This is a genomic window from Kitasatospora saccharophila (assembly GCF_039529925.1).
Lineage (GTDB): Bacteria > Actinomycetota > Actinomycetes > Streptomycetales > Streptomycetaceae > Kitasatospora > Kitasatospora saccharophila.
In genome coordinates this window covers 1-19,029 of sequence record NZ_BAAANS010000021.1, presented here as the reverse complement: position 1 = coordinate 19,029, position 19,029 = coordinate 1, and the positions used below count along the sequence as shown (strand labels likewise).

Below are 19,029 nucleotides of genomic sequence, written 5' to 3'. Positions count from 1 at the left end.
GGAATCAGCTGAACGGCGTTAGCCTGTGAGTCCCCGCTCCCGGAAGGAACCCTCGATGGCCCTGCGACAGGACACCGTGGTGCGCACCGCCCTGCGCCTGCTGGAAGAGGTCGGCCTGGACGGGCTCAGCCTGCGGCGCCTGGCCAAGGTGCTCGGCGTCCAGCCCGCCGCGCTGTACTGGCACATCAAGGACAAGCAGGAACTGCTCGACCTGATGGCCGAGGAGATGCTGGCGGGCGAGTTCGCCGCGCTGCGCCCCCCGGCCCCGGACGAACCGTGGCAGGACTGGCTGCGCGACCTGGCCTGGCGGCTGCGCCGCTCGCTGCGCACCCACCGCGACGGCGCCCGGATCTTCGCCGGCGCCCGCCCGGTGCGCGGCACCCTCCAGGTGCTGGACCAGCTCGCCGCCGTCCTGCTGCGGGCCGGCTTCAGCCCGCAGGACGCGCTGCGCAACGGCGGCGTGGTGGTCGGCTACACCCTCGGCTTCGTGCTCGACGAGCAGGCCGCACTGGCGCTCGCCGCCGAGGGCACGACGCCCGAGGGCGTCGGCTCGGCCCTCGCCTCCGGCGAGTACCCGGTGCTGAGCGAGGTGCTCGCCTCGGTCGGCCGCCCCAGTCCGGACGCCGACTTCCGGCACGGCACCGAGCTGATGGTGGCCGGGATGTCCGCGCTGTCCGCCGCCGCGGCCGGACGCTGACCCGGCCCGGCCCGGCCCGGCCCGGCCCGCCCCCGCCGCCGCCCCCGCGTCCCGCCCCGTCCCGGTCTGAGCCGAACGGGCGATCCCGGCCCCAACCCGCTTCGCGCCACCTGCGGTTCATTACTCTAAGTTGAGAGTGCGTGCCAGTGCGTGACGGAAGTGGTGTAGGGTCCGAAGCGGGAAGACCGGTACGGCCGCTGGCCGGAGGGGGAGATGTCGATTGAACTCCACCGAGTCGGTGCCGCCTGCCCGAGCCCCGCGCCGCCGGGTCACCGCCGTCCTGCTCGCGGTGCTCTGCGCCGGGTACGCCGCGGGCGCCGCGGTCGGCTGGGGTTCGAGTGAACTCGCGCTGGTGATGGGGGACTTCGGTCTCGCCGGGGCGGCCCTCGCGGCCGCCCTGTCCTGTCTGGCGCACGGCATCGCGGTGGGGGGCCACACCCGCCCGGCCTGGCTGCTGTTCGGCCTCTCCTCGGCCATGGTCGCCTTCGGCAACGGCGCCTGGGGCTGGTACGAGGTGGTGCTCCGGCAGCCGCTGCCCCAGGACTCCTACGCGGACTACGCCTTCCTGCTGTTCGCCCCGCTGGCCATCACCGGCCTGCTGGTGCTGGCCCAGCGCCCGCACACCCCGGCGGGCTGGCTCTGCCTGCTGCTGGACGGCTGGCTGGTGGCCGGCTCGCTGTTCACGCTCAGCTGGAGCCTGGCGCTGGGCCGGGTCGCGGCCGGGGACGGCGACGACCCGCTCAAGCTGGCCCTCGCCCTCGGCTACCCGGTGCTGGACATCCTGCTGGTCAGCCTGGTGGTCGGCCTGCGCTTCCGGGGCCGGGACGGCAACCGGGCCGCCGTGCACACCGCGATGATCGGCCTGGCGCTGACGGTGGTCTGCGACGCGCTGTTCACCACCCCGCAGTTCCACAGCGACTACCACTCCGGCGAACTGCTGGACGCGGGCTGGTTCGCCGGTTCGCTGCTGCTCGCCTGGGCCCCCTGGCAGCACGCCCGCCGCCCGTCCCGCGAGCACCCCTCCGCGCAGGGCTCGCCGCGCCGCCGGGTGGCGTCCACGTTCAGCGCGCTCACCCCGTACGCGGCCGCCGCGGTCTGCACCGCCGGCATCCTCTACAACGCGCTCGGCGGCCGTCCGCTGGACCGGGTGATGCTGGCCGCCGCCAGCACGGTGGGCCTGGCGCTGATCGTCCGGCAGGGCGTGATGCTGCTGGACAACCTCTCGCTGGCGCAGGAACTCGCCACCAAGGAGGCGCACTTCCGCTCCCTGGTGCAGGGCTCCAGCGACGTCATCATGATCGCCGGGCCGTCCGGGGCGCTGTCCTACGTCAGCCCCGCCGCGCTGCGGGTCTACAACCGGGACCCGGAGGACCTGGTCGGCGGCAACCTGCTCAACCTGGTCCACCCCGAGGACGTCGACCGGGTGCTGGCCGAGGTCCGCCGGATCCTGGCCCGCACCAGGGGCGCCCGGTTCAGCAACGGCGAGCCCTCGGCCCGGGTCGAGTGCCGGATCCGCTCCGGCGAGGGGGACTGGCTGCACGTCGAGTCCACCGTCAACCCCTACCGCGACGGCCTGATCCTCAACAGCCGGGACATCACCGAACGCGTCCGGCTGCAGGCCCAGTTGCAGCACAACGCGTTCCACGACCCGCTCACCGACCTGCCCAACCGCGCCCTCTTCGCCCACCGGGTCCGGGCCGCGCTCTCCGCGCAGGGCCCGGCCGGCACCACCGTCGCCGTGCTCTTCCTCGACCTGGACGGCTTCAAGGCGGTCAACGACACCGCCGGGCACCAGGTCGGCGACGAACTGCTGGTGCAGGCCGCCCGCCGGCTGCAGGCCGCCGTCCGCAGCGAGGACACCGTGGCCCGGTTCGGCGGCGACGAGTTCGCCGTCCTGGTCCGCGGCCGGCTCGGCCACCCGCAGGTCCGCGACCTGGCCGAGCGGATCCGCGGCGCGCTCTCCGAGCCGTACTGGATCGGCGGCGCCGAACTCGGCGTCGCCGCCTCCATCGGCATCGCCTTCGGCCCCGACACCCCGCCGCCGGTGCCCGAACCCGCCCCCGCCGCCCCCGCTGAACCCGCCGGGCCCGAACCCGCCGTACCCGCCGCCGTACCCGCCGCCGGGCCGGAACCCACCGGGCCCGAAGCCGCCGGGGCCGCCGCCGACGAACTGCTGCGCGACGCCGACCTGGCGATGTACCAGGCCAAGTCCCGCGGCAAGGGCCGGGTGGTGCTCTACACCCCGGCGATGCGGGCCGAGATCGACCGCCGCGGCGAACTGGAGGAACGGCTGCGGGCCGCCGTCCGGGAGGGCGCCTTCACCCTGCTCCACCAGCCCGTGGTCGAACTCGCCGGCGGCCGGCTCACCGGCGTCGAGGCCCAGGCCCGCTGGCGCTCGGCCGGCGGACTGCTGCTCACCCCCGCCGAGTTCCTGCGCACCGCCGACTCCGGCGACGCCGCCACCCGCTTCACCCGCTGGCTGCTCACCGAAGCCGTCGCCGCCGCCGCCCGCCGCCGCGCCGACGGCCCCGCCGCCCCGCCCGTCCCGGTCACCGTCCGGCTCGCCGCCGAACGGATCTGCGCCCCCGGCACCTACGAGACGCTGGCCGGCGCGCTGCGCGACACCGGACTGCCGCCCGGACTGCTGGTCGTCGAGGTGGCCCGGACCGGCCCGGACGCGCTGGCCGACGAACTCGGCCGCCGGCTCGCCGCGCTGCGCCGCCTCGGGGTGTCCACCGCGCTCGCCGGGTTCGGGGCCGGCGCCGGCTCGCTCGGCGCCCTGGTCCGGATGCCGTTCGACGCCCTCAAGCTCGACCGCAGCCTGGTCCAGGACCTCGCCGACTCCGCCCTCACCCGCGCGCTGGCCGGCCACGCGCTGCGGCTGGGCCGCGACCTCGGACTGGTCACCGGCGCCGACGGCGTCGACCACCCCCGGCAGGTCGCCGTCCTGCAGGAGCTCGGCTGCCGGCGCGGCCAGGGACTCGCCTTCGACCGGCCGCTGGACGAACTGCGGCTGCGCCGCGCGCTGCTGCGCCGCGGCTACCCGGTGCCGCGCCAGCCGCAGGGCGGCCCGGGCCGCCGTCCGCCACGCACCCCGGACCCGCGGCCGGCTGGTCTGGCCGAGGCCGCCACCGCCCGCCCCGGCCCGCCGCACACCGGTCTCGACCTGCCGCAACGCCACGCGGTGGGCGGTCCGGGCGGTGGCCCGCATGGTGAGACGCCGGTCCCACCAGCTTGACACTCGCCACTGCGTGGGAGGAAGGTCGATGCCATGACCACCCGAATTCTCGTACTTGGCGGGCGCGTCGGCTGAACCCAGCCCGACGCGCCTCCCCCTCGCATGCCCTTGGCACGAGGGGTTTTTTGTTGCACGAATGCTGGTGGGCCATCGCACCACAACTGGCCTCGACCACCTGAAATCCGGACGATTGAGGCAGAGCCGGAGAACCGGCCGGGACCGTTCGCCGCCCGGACCGACACCCCCCGAGCAGAACCCGAGAAGAGACAGGCAGATGACTGAGCACGCCGCAACCCCCCGCCGCGGGGACCACCCGGCCGCCCACGCTCCGGGTCCCCAGACCACCGAGACCATGACCGGCGCGCAGTCGCTCATCCGCTCGCTCGAAGCCGTGGGGGCCGACACGGTGTTCGGCATCCCCGGTGGTGCGATCCTCCCCGCGTACGACCCGCTGATGGACTCCACCAAGGTCCGCCACATCCTGGTCCGCCACGAGCAGGGCGCCGGCCACGCCGCGACCGGCTACGCGCAGGCCACCGGCCGGGTCGGCGTCTGCATGGCCACCTCCGGCCCCGGCGCCACCAACCTGGTCACCCCGATCGCCGACGCCTACATGGACTCGGTGCCGATCGTCGCGATCACCGGCCAGGTCGCCTCCAAGGCGATCGGCACGGACGCCTTCCAGGAGGCGGACATCTGCGGCATCACCATGCCGATCACCAAGCACAACTACCTGGTGACCGACCCGGCCGAGATCCCCCGGGTGATCGCCGAGGCGTTCCACATCGCCGCCACCGGCCGCCCCGGCCCGGTCCTGGTCGACATCGCCAAGGACGCCCTGCAGGCCCAGACCGTCTTCCGCTGGCCGGTCGAGGCCGCCCTGCCGGGCTACCGCCCGGTCACCAAGCCGCACGCCAAGCAGATCCGCGAGGCCGCCAAGCTGCTGGTGAACGCCAAGCGCCCAGTGCTGTACGTCGGCGGCGGCGTGCTCAAGGCCAACGCGGGCGCCGAACTGCGCATCCTGGCCGAGCTGACCGGCGCCCCGGTGGTCACCACCCTGATGGCGATCGGCGTCTTCCCGGACAGCCACCCGCAGCACCTGGGCATGCCCGGCATGCACGGCTCCGTCCCCGCCGTCACCGCGCTGCAGAAGACCGACCTGCTGTTCACCCTGGGCGCCCGCTTCGACGACCGGGTCACCGGCAAGCTCGACTCCTTCGCCCCGAGCGCCAAGGTCGTGCACGCCGACATCGACCCGGCCGAGATCGGCAAGAACCGCCCGGCGGACGTCCCGATCGTCGGCGACGCCCGCGAGGTGCTGGCCGACCTGATCGTCGCCGTCCAGGCCGAGTTCGACGCCGGCCACCGCGGTGACTACACCGAGTGGTGGACCCGGCTGAACGAGTGGAAGAAGACCTACCCGCTGGGCTACGAGCCCGCCCCCGAGGGGCAGTTGTCGCCCCAGCAGGTGATCGAGCGGATCGGCCAGCTGGTCGGCCCGGACGCGATCTACGCCGCGGGCGTCGGCCAGCACCAGATGTGGGCCAGCCAGTTCATCCAGTTCGAGAAGCCGGCCACCTGGCTGAACTCGGGCGGCGCCGGGACGATGGGCTACGCCGTCCCCGCCGCGATGGGCGCCAAGGCCGGCAAGCCGGACGTCCCGGTCTGGGCGATCGACGGCGACGGCTGCTTCCAGATGACCAACCAGGAACTCACCACCTGCACCCTGAACAACCTGCCGATCAAGGTCGCGGTCATCAACAACGGCTCGCTCGGCATGGTCCGCCAGTGGCAGACCCTGTTCTACAACCAGCGCTACTCCAACACCGTGCTGCACTCGGGCCCGGGCCACGACGGCGTCGAGCCGCCCGCCCAGGGCACCCGGATCCCGGACTTCGTGCTGCTCTCCGAGGCGATGGGCGCGGTCGGCCTGCGCTGCGAGCGCCCCGAGGACCTGGACGACGTGATCAAGCAGGCGATGGAGATCAACGACCGCCCGGTGGTCATCGACTTCATCGTCCACCAGGACGCGATGGTCTGGCCGATGGTCGCCGCCGGCACCAGCAACGACGAGATCCAGTTCGCCCGGGGCGCGCGCCCCGACTTCGGCGACGACCTGGACTGACGGACCCACGGACCCGAAAGCGATGACCACCATGTCCAAGCACACCCTGTCCGTCCTGGTCGAGAACAAGCCCGGCGTGCTCGCCCGGATCGCCGCGCTGTTCTCCCGCCGCGGCTTCAACATCGACTCGCTCGCGGTCGGCCCGACCGAGCACCCCGACATCTCCCGGATGACCATCGTGGTCAACGTCGAGGAGCTGCCGCTGGAGCAGGTCACCAAGCAGCTCAACAAGCTGGTCAACGTGATCAAGATCGTCGAGCTGGACCAGTCCCAGGCCGTCCGGCGCGAGCTGGTCCTGGTCAAGGTCCGGGCCGACGCGGAGAGCCGCTCCCAGGTCACCGAGATCGTCCAGCTGTTCCGCGCCAAGACCGTCGACGTGTCGCCCGACGCGGTGACCATCGAGGCCACCGGCTCCTCCGACAAGCTGGAGGCCATGCTGCGGATGCTGGAGCCGTACGGCATCAAGGAGTTGGTGCAGTCCGGCATGGTCGCGATCGGCCGCGGCGCCCGCTCCATCACCGACCGCTCGCTGCGCGCGCTGGACCGTTCCGCCTGACGCGAGCCGCCCTCCCGTCGCCCACCACCACCCTCAGACGGCGCGCTCCGCGCGGCACCACCGTCTTACAACCTGAGCACTGCCATCGAAGTCCGCCGGGTGCGCCTACGGTAGGAACCCCGGCATCACCATCACGCAAGGAGATGTGCCCCCGTGGCCGAGCTGTTCTACGAAGACGACGCCGACCTGTCCATCATCCAGGGCCGCAAGGTCGCGGTCATCGGCTACGGCAGCCAGGGCCACGCCCACGCGCTGTCGCTGCGCGACTCGGGCGTGGACGTCCGCGTCGGCCTGCTGGAGGGCTCCAAGTCCCGCGCCGCGGCCGCCGAGGCCGGCCTGCGCGTGGTCACCCCGTCCGAGGCCGCGGCCGAGGCCGACGTCATCATGATCCTGGTTCCGGACCCGATCCAGGCCGACGTCTACAAGGACGCCATCGAGCCGAACCTGAAGGCGGGCGACGCCCTGTTCTTCGGCCACGGCCTGAACATCCGCTTCGGCTTCATCCAGCCGCCGGCCGACGTCGACGTCTGCATGGTCGCCCCGAAGGGCCCGGGCCACCTGGTGCGCCGCCAGTACCAGGAGGGCCGCGGCGTCCCGTGCATCGTGGCCGTCGAGCAGGACGCCACCGGCAAGGCCTTCGACCTGGCGCTGTCCTACGCCAAGGGCATCGGCGGCACCAAGGCCGGCGTCATCAAGACCACCTTCACCGAGGAGACCGAGACCGACCTGTTCGGTGAGCAGGCCGTCCTCTGCGGTGGCACCGCCGCCCTGGTGAAGGCCGGCTTCGAGACCCTGGTCGAGGCGGGCTACCAGCCCGAGATCGCCTACTTCGAGTGCCTGCACGAGCTCAAGCTGATCGTCGACCTGATGTACGAGGGCGGCCTGGAGAAGATGCGCTGGTCGGTCTCCGAGACCGCCGAGTGGGGCGACTACGTGACCGGCCCCCGCATCATCACCGCCGACACCAAGGCCGAGATGAAGAAGGTCCTCGCCGAGATCCAGGACGGCACCTTCGCCAACACCTGGATCGCCGAGTACAAGGCGGGCCTGCCGAAGTACAACGAGTACAAGAACGCGGACAGCGAGCACCTGCTGGAGACCACCGGCAAGAAGCTGCGCAAGCTGATGAGCTGGGTCGACCAGGAGGCCTGAGCCTCCCCGTCCCGGTTGTACAACAAGGCTGCTCCCGTCCGGGTGATTTCGCCGGACGGGAGCAGTCCCCGCACCGCCCCGCCGATAGACTCCGAACCACGCGTCAGGCCCACAGCGTCGTGCGTCTAGCTACGCGACATGCCACCTTCCCCCGCCCTGTGCGCGCCACCTCCGCGCGGCGGGGTGAACCGGACAGTTAAGGACACACTGTCGTGAGCACTGTGACACCCAAGAGCGCTGTCGTACTGATCGCCGAAGAGCTGTCGCCCGCCACCGTCGACGCGCTGGGCCCCGACTTCGAGATCCGCCACTGCAACGGCGCCGACCGCGCCGAGCTGCTGACCGCGATCGCGGACGTCGACGCCATCCTGATCCGCTCCGCCACCAAGGTGGACGCCGAGGCGCTGGCCGCCGCCAAGAAGCTCAAGGTCGTGGCCCGGGCCGGCGTCGGCCTGGACAACGTGGACGTGGCCGCCTCCACCAAGGCCGGCGTGATGGTCGTCAACGCGCCGACCTCCAACATCGTCACCGCCGCCGAGCTGGCCTGCGGCCTGCTGATCTCGGTCGCCCGCAACATCGCCCCCGCCAACGCCGCGCTCAAGGGCGGCGAGTGGAAGCGCAACAAGTACACCGGCGTCGAGCTCAGCGAGAAGACCCTCGGCGTGGTCGGCCTCGGCCGGATCGGCGTGCTGGTCGCCCAGCGGATGTCCGCCTTCGGCATGAAGATCGTCGCGTACGACCCCTACATCCAGGCCGCCCGCGCGGCCCAGATGGGCGTCAAGCTGCTCTCCCTGGAGGAGCTGCTGGAGGTCTCGGACTTCATCACCGTCCACCTCCCGAAGACCCCGGAGACCATCGGCCTGATCGGCGACGAGGCGCTGCACAAGGTCAAGCCGACCGTGCGGATCGTCAACGCCGCCCGCGGCGGCATCGTCGACGAGGAGGCGCTGGTCCGGGCGCTCCAGCAGGGCCGGGTCGCCGGCGCCGGCCTGGACGTCTACTCCAAGGAGCCGTGCACCGACTCCCCGCTGTTCGCCTTCGACAACGTGGTGGCCACCCCGCACCTGGGCGCCTCCACCGACGAGGCGCAGGAGAAGGCCGGCATCGCGGTCGCCAAGTCGGTGCGCCTGGCGCTGGCCGGCGAACTGGTGCCGGACGCGGTCAACGTCCAGGGCGGCGTGATCGCCGAGGACGTCCGCCCGGGCCTGCCGCTGGCCGAGAAGCTCGGCCGGATCTTCACCGCGCTGGCCGGCGAGGTCGCCGTCCGGCTGGACGTCGAGGTCCGCGGCGAGATCACCCAGCACGACGTGAAGGTGCTCGAACTGTCGGCCCTCAAGGGCGTGTTCGAGGACGTGGTGGCCGAGACGGTGTCGTACGTCAACGCCCCGCTGTTCGCCCAGGAGCGCGGTGTCGAGGTGCGCCTGACCACCTCCAGCGAGTCGCCCGAGCACCGCAACGTGATCACCGTCCGGGGCACCCTGGCCGACGGCGGCGAGGTGTCGATCTCCGGCACCCTGTCCGGCCCGAAGCAGACCCAGAAGATCGTCGGGGTGGACGGCTTCGACGTCGACGTGGCGCTCACCGACCACATGGCGTTCTTCCACTACGAGGACCGCCCCGGCGTGGTCGGCACCCTCGGCCGGATCCTCGGCGACGCGGGCATCAACATCGCGGGCATGCAGGTCGCCCGGGACGGCGACAACGCGCTGGCCTCGATCACCGTGGACAGCGAGGTCTCCCAGGAGGTCCTGGCCGAGATCGCCGCCGCCATCGGCGCCAAGTTCGCCCGCTCGGTGAACCTGGGCTGACGCCCCGCGGCACCCGCAGACGGCCCTTCCGACCTTGAGGCGGAAGGGCCGTTCGCATGCCCCGGAGTGAACCCCGTCTCAGATACTAGGAAATCCAAGTAAATCTGCTGCCCTCGCGGCCACTTCGCCGTACCGTGGAGTAGTCCTACGGTGAGCCACCCCCGCAACTCCGGGGCGCGTGGCCCGTCGGCCCGTACGCGGTGCGGCAGGCGATCCCTGCTCGGCGTACCCCTCACCCCTTCCGCGCGCCGCTGCGCCCCCGCACCAAGGAGCCCGGTATGCCGTTCGTCGCAGACCGCACCACCGCCCCCGCCACCACCACGACCTCCGCCGCCGCGGTCGCCGCGCCCCCGCGCCGCCGCCGCGCCCTGCCGGCCGATCCGCGCACCGCCGCCGCCCTGCAGCGCGCCCTCGACCGCCGCGACAACAGCGCCCCGATCGGCGACTGAACGCCAACACCCGCGCTGGGCCGGACGGGTGACGGAGCGTCACCCAAGGAGTGAACCTCCGCCCCCGTCCCGCCGGCGGCTCCTACCTTGGGGCGGTGCGCACCCCCCTCGGCCTCCTCGCCGCCCTCGCCCTGCTCGCCCCGGCCACCGCCCCCGCGCTGGCCGACGACCGACCCGCCGACGGCCCGAGCACCACCGTGTTCCTGGAACTCGGCACCGAGCCCGCCGCCACCGCCTGGCAGCGCGCCCGGGACGACGCCCGCCGGCAGCTGCGCACCCCCGACCAGACCCGACGCGCCGCCGCCACCGCGGGGAGCACCCAACGGGCCGTCGCCGACCGCTCGTTGGACGCGCTCACCGCCGCCCTGCGGCACGCCGTCCCCGACGCCCACCCGCTCTACCGCACCCGCACCCTGGTCAGCGGCCTCGCACTGCGGCTGCCCGCCGCCGAACTGCCGCGGCTGACCGGCCTGCCCGGCGTCCGCGCGGTGCGCCCGGTCGCGCTCAAGCGGCGCGCCAACGGTCACTCGGTGCCGCTCACCGGCGCCCCGCAGGTCTGGGACGGCCCCGAGGGCCACACCGGCGAGGGCGTCCGGATCGGCATCGTCGACTCCGGCATCGACTACACCCACGCCGACTTCGGCGGCCCCGGCACCCCCGGGGCCTACCGCGCGGTCGACGGCGCGAAGCCCGCCCCCGCCGGGCTCTTCCCGAACGCCAAGGTGGTCGGCGGCAAGGACCTGGTCGGCGACGACTACGACCCCGACCCGGCCGCCGCCCACCCCCAGCCCGACCCGCACCCCGACGACAACCCGCTCGACTGCGCCGCCAACGGCCACGGCACCCACGTGGCCGGCACCGCCGCCGGGTACGGCGTCACCGCCGACGGCAAGCCCTACCGCGGCCCCTACCGGCCCGGCCTGGACCCGGCCGGTTTCGCGGTCGCCCCCGGCGCGGCCCCCGGCGCCCAGCTCTACGCGATCAAGGTGTTCGGCTGCGAGGGCTCCACCGACCAGCTCGCCGCCGCCCTCGACCTGGCCGCCGACCCGAACGGCGACGGCGACCTCGCCGACCGCCTCGACGTGGTCAACCTCTCGCTCGGCAGCCCCTACGGCCGCCCCGGCGACGCCGACGCGCTGGCCGCCGACCGGCTCGCCGCGCTGGGCACCGTGGTGGTCGCCGCCTCCGGCAACGAGGGCGACGTGTACGGCGTCGGCGGCAGCCCCGGCACCGCCGCCCGGGTGCTCACCGCCGCCGCCTCGGTCGACCCGCACGGCGACGCCGACGGCATCACCGTGCTCGCCCCCGCCGCGCTGGCCGGGAACGTCCCCGCGCACTGGAGCAGCAAGTACACCCACTGGGACGACACCGAGGTCGGCGGCGAACTCGCCGTCCCCGCCGACCAGTCGGACGGCTGCGCGCCCTTCACGCCCGCCGACGCCGACCGGCTGCGCGGCAAGGTCGCGGTGCTGCGCTGGACCACCAAGGACCCGGACCGGGCCTGCGGCTCCGCCCCGCGCGCCGACCACGCCGCCGACGCCGGAGCCGTCGGCGCGCTCTACGCCGCCGACGGCGACAACCTCGGCGAGATCGCCGGGGACGACCGGATCCCCGCCGCGATCCTGGCCCGCGCCGACGGCGAGCGGCTGCTGGCGGCGCTCGGCGCCGGCCCGGTCACCGTCCGGCTCGCCGCCCCCGGCAACCCGCTGCACGGCGCCGTCCCGCAGGACCAGCCGCAGCGCACCGACACCCTCACCTCCTTCACCTCCCGCGGCATCGGCGTCGACGGCGTGGTCAAGCCCGACCTGGCCGCCCCCGGCGAGACCATCTGGTCCGCCCGGGTCGGCACCGGCAGCGGCGGGATGCGCGAGGACGGCACCTCGATGGCCACCCCGCACCTGTCCGGCCTGGCCGCGCTGGTCCGCTCCGCGCACCCCGGCTACGACGCCGCCGAGGTCAAGGCCGCGCTGATGGACACCGCCACCGACACCTACCTGCACGACGGCCGCACCGGCCCGGTGTACGGCCCCGAACGCACCGGCAGCGGCCGGGTCCGGGCCGACGCCGCCGTCCGCACCCCCGTGCTCGCCTACGGGACGCAGGCCGAGGGCGCGGTCGGCGTCTCCTTCGGCGTGGTCGAGGCCACCGGCGCGGCCACCGCCACCCGCGAGGTGACCGTCCGCAACCTCGGGGACCGCCCGCTGACCTACGCCACCGGCTACGCGCCGGCCACCGCGCTGCCCGGCGCCGCCTTCGGGATCTCGCCCGCCCGGGTCGACCTGCCCCCGCACGGCAGCGCCACCGTCACCGTCACCCTCCGGCTCGGCCCCGACCTCGGCCGGGCCCCCGACCCCACCCTCGACCTGCTCCAGGCCGGGCACCCCCGCAGCTACCGCGGCGAACTCTCCGGCCGGCTCACCCTCACCCCCGGGGACGACACCCTGCCGCCGCTGCGCGTCCCGCTGTTCGCCGCCCCGCGCGCCGCCTCCGACGGCACCGCACTCGGCACCGCCGCCACCTTCGCGGTCTCCGGGAACCCCCGCCCCGGCCTGCTCAGCGCCCTCCAGCCGGGCGGCGAGGGCCCGCGCTGGCCCGACTGCCCCGCCCCCGACGCCGAGATCTGCGTCGACGACCCCGCCGAGCGCTCCGCCGACCTGCACTACGCGGCCGCCGCCGTCGACGGCCGCGGCACCCTCTACCTGGCCGCCGTGCTGTGGGCCCCCGCCCCCACCCCTGCCGGCCCGCTGGGCGTCCGCGCCTCGATCGACGCCGACGGCGACGGCACCCCCGACGCCACCGTGGTCGCCGACCGGCTCAAGGGCAGCGACGTGCTGGTCGCCCGCACCCTGGACGCCCGCACCGGCGCCGAACTCGACGTCCAGCCGCTCAACGGCCGCTGGGGCGACACCGACACCGCCCTGCTCGACTCCGACACCCTGCTGCTGCCCGTCCGCCTCGCGGCGCTGCCGCCGCTCACCCACCCCCGCTACACCGTCTGGACCGGCGCCTCCGACGACCCCGCCGACGCCCTCGCCACCCTCGGCCCCTTCCCGCTCGACCCCGCCCGGCCCACCCCCGTCCTCACCCCCGTCCACCCCGGCCAGGTGCTGCACACCCCGCTCGCGAACGCCCTGGTGATCCACCACCTCAACCCGGTCGGCAACCGAATCCAGCTCCTCACCCCGAAGGGTGACCCCGGACGGGAAGGGGCCCGGTAGCCTGGTCGGACAGGCCGGAATCCCCACCATGGGAGCACTGATGAGCGTCGACCAGGACCCGTACCCGGACTGGCTCCGCCCGCCAGTCGGCGGCTACACGGCCGACGACCTGGACCGGCTGCCGGACCTCCCGCCGCACACGGAGTTGATCGACGGGAGCCTGATCTTCGTGAGTCCGCAGACGTTGTTCCACATGCGTACGCTCCGGCTCCTTGAACGAGCGCTGGCGGACGCTGCTCCGGCCGGGTGGGAGGTGTGGCGGGAGATGAACGTCAAGCTCAACCGGCGCAATCGTCCCGAGCCCGACCTGATGGTCGTGAACCAGCAGGGCGTCACCGGTCCGAAGCAGACGTACTGCGAACCGGAGGACGTCATGCTGGCGGTCGAGGTGGTCTCGGAGGAGTCGGAGGAACGCGACCGGGAGACCAAACCGCGGAAGTACGCCGCCGCAGGCATCCGACACTTCTGGCGGGTGGAGAGCGACAACGGCCGACCCGTCGTCTACGTATACGAGTTGGACCCGGCGACCAAGGGCTACGGGGTGGCAGGAATCCACCACGGAGTCCTCAAGCTCGATGTGCCGTTCCCGGTCGAGGTCGAACTCGCCTGACACCTCGTCCGGATCGTGGACGGTCCGTGCCCAGGCCGTGGGACGGGTTGTACTGTCCGAGTATGTCTCGCACCATTCGTCTCGCAGTGATCCCGGGTGACGGCATCGGCCAGGAGGTCGTGGCCGAGGGCCTCAAGGTGCTCCGCGCCGCCCTGCCCTCCGACACCAAGCTGGAGACCACCGAGTACGACCTCGGTGCACGGCTGTACCACCGCACCGGGGAGACCCTCCCCGACGCGGTGCTGGAGGAGCTCAAGGGCCAGGACGCGATCCTGCTCGGCGCCATCGGCGACCCGAGCGTGCCGTCCGGCGTGCTGGAGCGCGGGCTGCTGCTCAAGCTCCGCTTCGCCTTCGACCACCACATCAACCTGCGCCCCGGCAAGCTGCTCCCGGGCGTGAAGTCGCCGCTGGCCGGCGAGCCGAGCATCGACTTCGTGGTGGTCCGCGAGGGCACCGAGGGCCCGTACGTCGGCAACGGCGGCACGCTGCGCACCGGCACCCCGCAGGAGGTCGCCACCGAGGTCTCGCTGAACACCGCGTTCGGCATCGAGCGGGTCGTCCGCGACGCCTACCGCCGCGCCCAGGCCCGCCCGCGCAAGAAGCTCACCCTCGTCCACAAGAACAACGTGCTGGTGCACGCCGGCCACCTGTGGACCCGGATCTTCGAGCAGGTCGGCCGGGAGTTCCCCGAGGTCACCACCGACTACCTGCACGTCGACGCGGCGACGATCTTCTTCGTCACCCAGCCCGAGCGCTTCGACGTGATCGTCACCGACAACCTGTTCGGCGACATCCTGACCGACCTCGCCGCGGCCGTCACCGGCGGCATCGGCCTGGCCGCGTCCGGCAACATCAACCCGAGCGGCGACTTCCCGTCGATGTTCGAGCCGGTGCACGGCTCCGCCCCGGACATCGCCGGCCAGGGCAAGGCCGACCCGACCGCCACCGTGCTGTCGGTCGCCATGCTGCTGGAGCACCTCGGCTACGCCGCCGAGGCCGCCGCGGTCGAGGCCGCGGTCGCCGCGGACCTCACCGAGCGCTCCGGCGCCCGCTCCACCTCCGAGGTCGGCGACGCGCTCGCCGCCCGAGTAGCCGGCTGACCGGCCGGACGACCCCCTCCGGCCACTGGGCCGGTTCACAGCGAGCAACAGCCTCCCGGCTGTTCGGCACGGCCCCCTGGATGCGAGTATCGACAGTGGGCCGTGCCGTCATGCGTTCCCCCCGCCCGACGGTGAAGGCCCAGCCCAACCCCACGGTGAAGGACAGAAAGTCATGAGCACGCCCACCCAGTCGCCGATAGCGTTCGACCTCAAGCCCTCCGCGCACCCCCTGTCCGACGAGGAGCGCGAGGCCCGACTGGCCGATCCCGGCTTCGGCCGGGTCTTCACCGACCACATGGTGACCATCCGCTGGACCGAGGGCCTGGGCTGGCACGACGCCCAGCTGGTCCCGTACGCGCCGCTGGAGGTCGACCCGGCCAACATGACGCTGCACTACGGCCAGTCGATCTTCGAGGGCCTCAAGGCGTACCGGCAGCCCGACGGCTCGGTCGCGACCTTCCGCCCCGAGGCCAACGCGGCCCGCTTCCGGGCCTCCGCCCGCCGCCTGGCGATGCCCGAGCTGCCGGACGAGACCTTCGTCGAGGCCGTCGAACTGCTGGTCCAGCAGGACCGCGCCTGGGTGCCCGGCAAGCCCGAGCAGAGCCTCTACCTGCGGCCCTTCATGTTCGCCACCGAGGTCGGCCTGGGCGTGCGCCCCGCCAACTCCTACCTCTTCATGATCATCGCCTCGCCGGCCGGCGCCTACTTCTCCGGCGGCGTCAAGCCGGTCTCGGTCTGGCTCTCCGAGGACTACGTCCGCGCCGCCCCCGGCGGCACCGGCGCCGCCAAGTGCGCCGGCAACTACGCCGCCTCGCTGGTCGCCCAGGCCGAGGCCGCCGCCAAGGGCTGCGACCAGGTGGTCTGGCTCGACGCCGCCGAGCACAAGTGGGTCGAGGAGATGGGCGGCATGAACCTCTACTTCGTCCTCGGCGAGGGCGCGGACGCCACCGTCGTCACCCCCGAACTCTCCGGCTCGCTGCTCCCCGGCATCACCCGCGACTCGCTGCTCGCCCTCGCCGCCGACCTCGGGTACGGCACCGAGGAGCGCAGGATCTCCACCGACGAGTGGAAGCGCGGCAACGCCGACGGCACCATCACCGAGGTCTTCGCCTGCGGCACCGCCGCCGTCATCACCCCCGTCGGCCAGGTCAAGTCGGTCGGCGCCGACTGGACCGTCGGCACCGGCGAGCCCGGCCCCGTCACCCTGCGCCTGCGCGAGGCCCTGCTCGCCATCCAGGGCGGCCAGGCCCCCGACACCCACGGCTGGATGCACACCATCGCCTGACGCCGGACCGTGGGTCCGGGCATTTCATGGCGGAATGCCCGGGCCCGGTAGCCTCGGAAGCGCTCACTCGTTGAACGACCCGGATAGGAGGGAGGGACCATGACCGCCGAGATCTACGACGCCGACGTCTGGCGCAGCCCGGAGGATGACCTCCTCGACGCCTTCCTGGCCCTGGACACCCCGCAGGGGTTCAAGGCCGAGATCATCGAGGGAGAGATCATCGTGACACCGCCACCGAACGGCGAGCACGAGACCGTGATCGGACGGATCGTCCGGCAGGTCTTTCGGCAGGCTGCTGCGGACCTCGACTTCGCGCCGGGAACGGGGGTCGTCGTGCCGAACGGACGGTACATCCCGGACGGCGCGTTCTCGGCTCGCGGCGCGATGATGAGCCGTGAGTCGTGGGCCAAGCCCGACGGGCTGCTGATGGTGGTCGAGGTGACCTCCGGGAACCCGGTCAAGGACCGCGAGTCCAAGCGCAAGGGCTACGCCGCGGCGGAGATCCCGCTGTACCTTCTGGTGGACCGGAGAGCAGGCCAGGTGGTGCTGTACAGCAGTCCGGCGAAGGACGACTACACCGCGACCGCCACCGTGCTGGTGGGGAAGCCCCTGCCGCTGCCCGAGCCGTTCGGGTTCGAGCTCGACACCGGCGACCTCTTCGCCTGACCCGTTCCGGATGGCGAGACGGGCCTCCCGTCCGGCGGGGCGTGTGCAAGACTGCGAGGGTGTCCTCGCTCTCGCTGATTATTAGCAGCAGGCGCGCCGGTCCGCAGTGACCGCTTCCACGGCAACACCCTGACCGCGGAGCGACCACCAGCGTCCAGACCCGCGCGCAGACCTCTCGCACCCGCGAGGGGTCTTTTGTTTTGCCTCCGGACCGGCACCGGGCCCCCACAAGGGGACGGAGACACCGGGGACGCGCGCGGGATGCTGGACAGTGGAGCCGGATTCCGATCCCGGCAGACAGCAGTAACTCCACCGAACGGAGAACCCAGGGCCATGACCGAGGCCAACAGCCGCCCCAGCGACGGCTTCCACGTCTTCGACACCACGCTCCGCGACGGCGCCCAGCGCGAGGGCATCAACCTCACGGTGGCCGACAAGCTGGCGATCGCGCGCCACCTGGACGAGTTCGGGGTCGGCTTCATCGAGGGCGGCTGGCCCGGCGCCAACCCCCGGGACACCGAGTTCTTCGCCCGGGCCCAGGCCGAGCTGGAGTTCAAGAACGCCCAGCTGGTGGCCTTCGGCGCCACCCGCCGGGCCGGCGGCAAGGCCGCCGAGGACCCGCAGCTGGCCGCGCTGGTGGCCTCCGGCGCGCCGGTGGTGACGCTGGTGGCCAAGTCGCACGACCGGCACGTGGAGCTGGCGCTGCGCACCACGCTGGAGGAGAACCTGGAGATGGTCCGGGACAGCGTGGAGTACCTGCGCGCCCAGGACCGCCGGGTGTTCATCGACTGCGAGCACTTCTTCGACGGCTACAAGGCCAACCCGGAGTACGCCCTCGCCGTGGTGCGCACCGCGCACGAGGCGGGCGCGGACGTCGTGGTGCTCTGCGACACCAACGGCGGCATGCTGCCCTCGGGCGTGCGCGAGATCGTCGCCACCGTGCTCGCGGAGACCGGCGCCCGCATCGGCATGCACGCCCAGGACGACACCGGCTGCGCGGTCGCCAACACGCTGGCCGCCGTGGACGCCGGGGCCACCCACGTGCAGTGCACCGCCAACGGCTACGGCGAGCGGGTCGGCAACGCCAACCTGTTCCCGGTCGCGGCGGCGCTGGAGCTCAAGTACGACCGCCGGGTGCTCCCGGCCGGGGCGCTGGCCGAGATGACCCGGATCTCGCACGCCGTCGCCGAGGTGGTGAACCTGACGCCGTCCACCCACCAGCCGTACGTGGGTTTCTCGGCGTTCGCGCACAAGGCGGGCCTGCACGCCTCCGCGATCAAGGTCGACCCGGACCTGTACCAGCACATCGACCCGGAGCTGGTCGGCAACACCATGCGGATGCTGGTGTCCGACATGGCCGGCCGGGCCTCGATCGAGTTGAAGGGCAAGGAGCTGGGCTACGACCTGTCCAGCGACCGCGACCTGGCGGGCCGGGTGGTGGCCCGGGTGAAGGAGCAGGAGAACCTCGGGTACACCTACGAGGCGGCGGACGCCTCGTTCGAGCTGCTGCTGCGCGACGAGGTGAACGGCGGCGAGCGGCAGCGGTTCTTCGAGCTGGAGTCCTGGCGGACCATCAGCGAGCAGGGGCCGAACGGTTTCGCCGGCAACGAGGCGACCGTGAAGCTGTGGGCGAAGGGCGAGCGCAAGGTGGCCACCGGCGAGGGCAACGGCCCGGTGGACGCGCTGGACAAGGCGCTGCGGACGGCGCTGGAGCCGATCTACCCGGCGCTGGCCAAGCTGGAGCTGGTGGACTACAAGGTCCGGATCCTGGAGGGCCAGCACGGCACCGGCTCGAAGACCCGGGTGCTGATCGAGTCCACCGACGGCACCGCGACCTGGTCGACGGTCGGCGTCGCGGACAACGTGATCGCCGCGTCCTGGGTGGCGCTGGAGGACGCGTACACCTACGGGCTGCTGAGGGCCGACCAGCAGCCGTAACGGCGCTCGGTGCGCGGAAGTGCCCAGGGGGCGTGCGGAAGGCTCCGCACGCCCCCTTCTGGCGTGTTCATTACCCCTTCGGGGCCCCCGTCACCGCAGTCGGGCGAGGAGGGCGTGTTCGACGAGGGTGATGAGGGCGCTCTTGGCGCTGTCCCGGCGTCGGGCGTCGAGGGTGATGATGGGGATC

13 protein-coding genes and 1 pseudogene are annotated in these 19,029 nt (G+C 73.1%); 13 read left to right on the top strand and 1 reads right to left on the bottom strand.

Features of this window, described 5'->3' with window-relative positions; genetic code table 11:
* Positions 1–55 precede the first annotated feature (55 nt).
* The 13 genes from ABD345_RS16915 (at position 56) to cimA (ending at position 18,842) form a co-directional block, all read left to right on the top strand.
* Positions 56–697 carry a TetR/AcrR family transcriptional regulator C-terminal domain-containing protein gene (locus ABD345_RS16915; RefSeq protein WP_344552985.1) on the top strand — a complete coding sequence of 214 codons (642 nt, stop codon included), beginning with the start codon at positions 56–58 and terminating at the stop codon, positions 695–697.
* A gap of 220 nt (positions 698–917) precedes the next feature.
* The gene (locus tag ABD345_RS16910; RefSeq protein WP_344552984.1) at positions 918–3,935 is read left to right on the top strand and encodes a putative bifunctional diguanylate cyclase/phosphodiesterase; all 3,018 of its coding nucleotides are present in this window, start codon (positions 918–920) and stop codon (positions 3,933–3,935) included.
* 274 nt (positions 3,936–4,209) lie between these two features.
* Positions 4,210–6,060: an acetolactate synthase large subunit gene (locus ABD345_RS16905; RefSeq protein WP_344552983.1), complete on the top strand. Its 1,851-nt coding sequence runs from the start codon at positions 4,210–4,212 to the stop codon at positions 6,058–6,060.
* Between the two features lie 31 nt (positions 6,061–6,091).
* Entirely contained in the window at positions 6,092–6,616 is a 525-nt protein-coding gene (ilvN, locus tag ABD345_RS16900; RefSeq protein ID WP_344553079.1) for an acetolactate synthase small subunit, read from the top strand.
* A 153-nt stretch (positions 6,617–6,769) separates the two neighbouring features.
* Complete coding sequence (ilvC, locus tag ABD345_RS16895; RefSeq protein WP_014138197.1) at positions 6,770–7,768, top strand: ketol-acid reductoisomerase; 999 nt, start codon at positions 6,770–6,772, stop codon at positions 7,766–7,768.
* A 221-nt stretch (positions 7,769–7,989) separates the two neighbouring features.
* A complete protein-coding gene (gene serA, locus ABD345_RS16890) occupies positions 7,990–9,576 on the top strand; it encodes a phosphoglycerate dehydrogenase (protein ID WP_344553078.1) in 1,587 nt (528 codons plus the stop codon).
* Between the two features lie 278 nt (positions 9,577–9,854).
* Positions 9,855–10,025, top strand: coding sequence for a hypothetical protein (locus ABD345_RS16885; RefSeq protein ID WP_344552981.1), 171 nt, complete (start codon positions 9,855–9,857; stop codon positions 10,023–10,025).
* Between the two features lie 95 nt (positions 10,026–10,120).
* The gene (locus ABD345_RS16880; protein ID WP_344552980.1) at positions 10,121–13,243 is read left to right on the top strand and encodes a S8 family serine peptidase; all 3,123 of its coding nucleotides are present in this window, start codon (positions 10,121–10,123) and stop codon (positions 13,241–13,243) included.
* A gap of 40 nt (positions 13,244–13,283) precedes the next feature.
* On the top strand, positions 13,284–13,853 hold the full coding sequence (locus tag ABD345_RS16875; RefSeq protein WP_344552979.1) for a Uma2 family endonuclease: 570 nt from the start codon (positions 13,284–13,286) through the stop codon (positions 13,851–13,853).
* A gap of 62 nt (positions 13,854–13,915) precedes the next feature.
* The gene (locus ABD345_RS16870; protein ID WP_344552978.1) at positions 13,916–14,953 is read left to right on the top strand and encodes a 3-isopropylmalate dehydrogenase; all 1,038 of its coding nucleotides are present in this window, start codon (positions 13,916–13,918) and stop codon (positions 14,951–14,953) included.
* A 172-nt stretch (positions 14,954–15,125) separates the two neighbouring features.
* Positions 15,126–16,238, top strand: coding sequence for a branched-chain amino acid aminotransferase (locus ABD345_RS16865; protein WP_344552977.1), 1,113 nt, complete (start codon positions 15,126–15,128; stop codon positions 16,236–16,238).
* Positions 16,239–16,337: 99 nt separating this feature from the next.
* A complete protein-coding gene (locus ABD345_RS16860; protein ID WP_344552976.1) occupies positions 16,338–16,904 on the top strand; it encodes a Uma2 family endonuclease in 567 nt (188 codons plus the stop codon).
* Positions 16,905–17,237: 333 nt separating this feature from the next.
* Complete coding sequence (gene cimA, locus ABD345_RS16855) at positions 17,238–18,842, top strand: citramalate synthase (RefSeq protein WP_344552974.1); 1,605 nt, start codon at positions 17,238–17,240, stop codon at positions 18,840–18,842.
* Positions 18,843–18,932: 90 nt separating this feature from the next.
* On the opposite strand, the pseudogene ABD345_RS16850 reads toward cimA, so the two are convergent.
* Positions 18,933–19,029: pseudogene (locus tag ABD345_RS16850) on the bottom strand (ATP-binding protein); the annotation flags it as partial.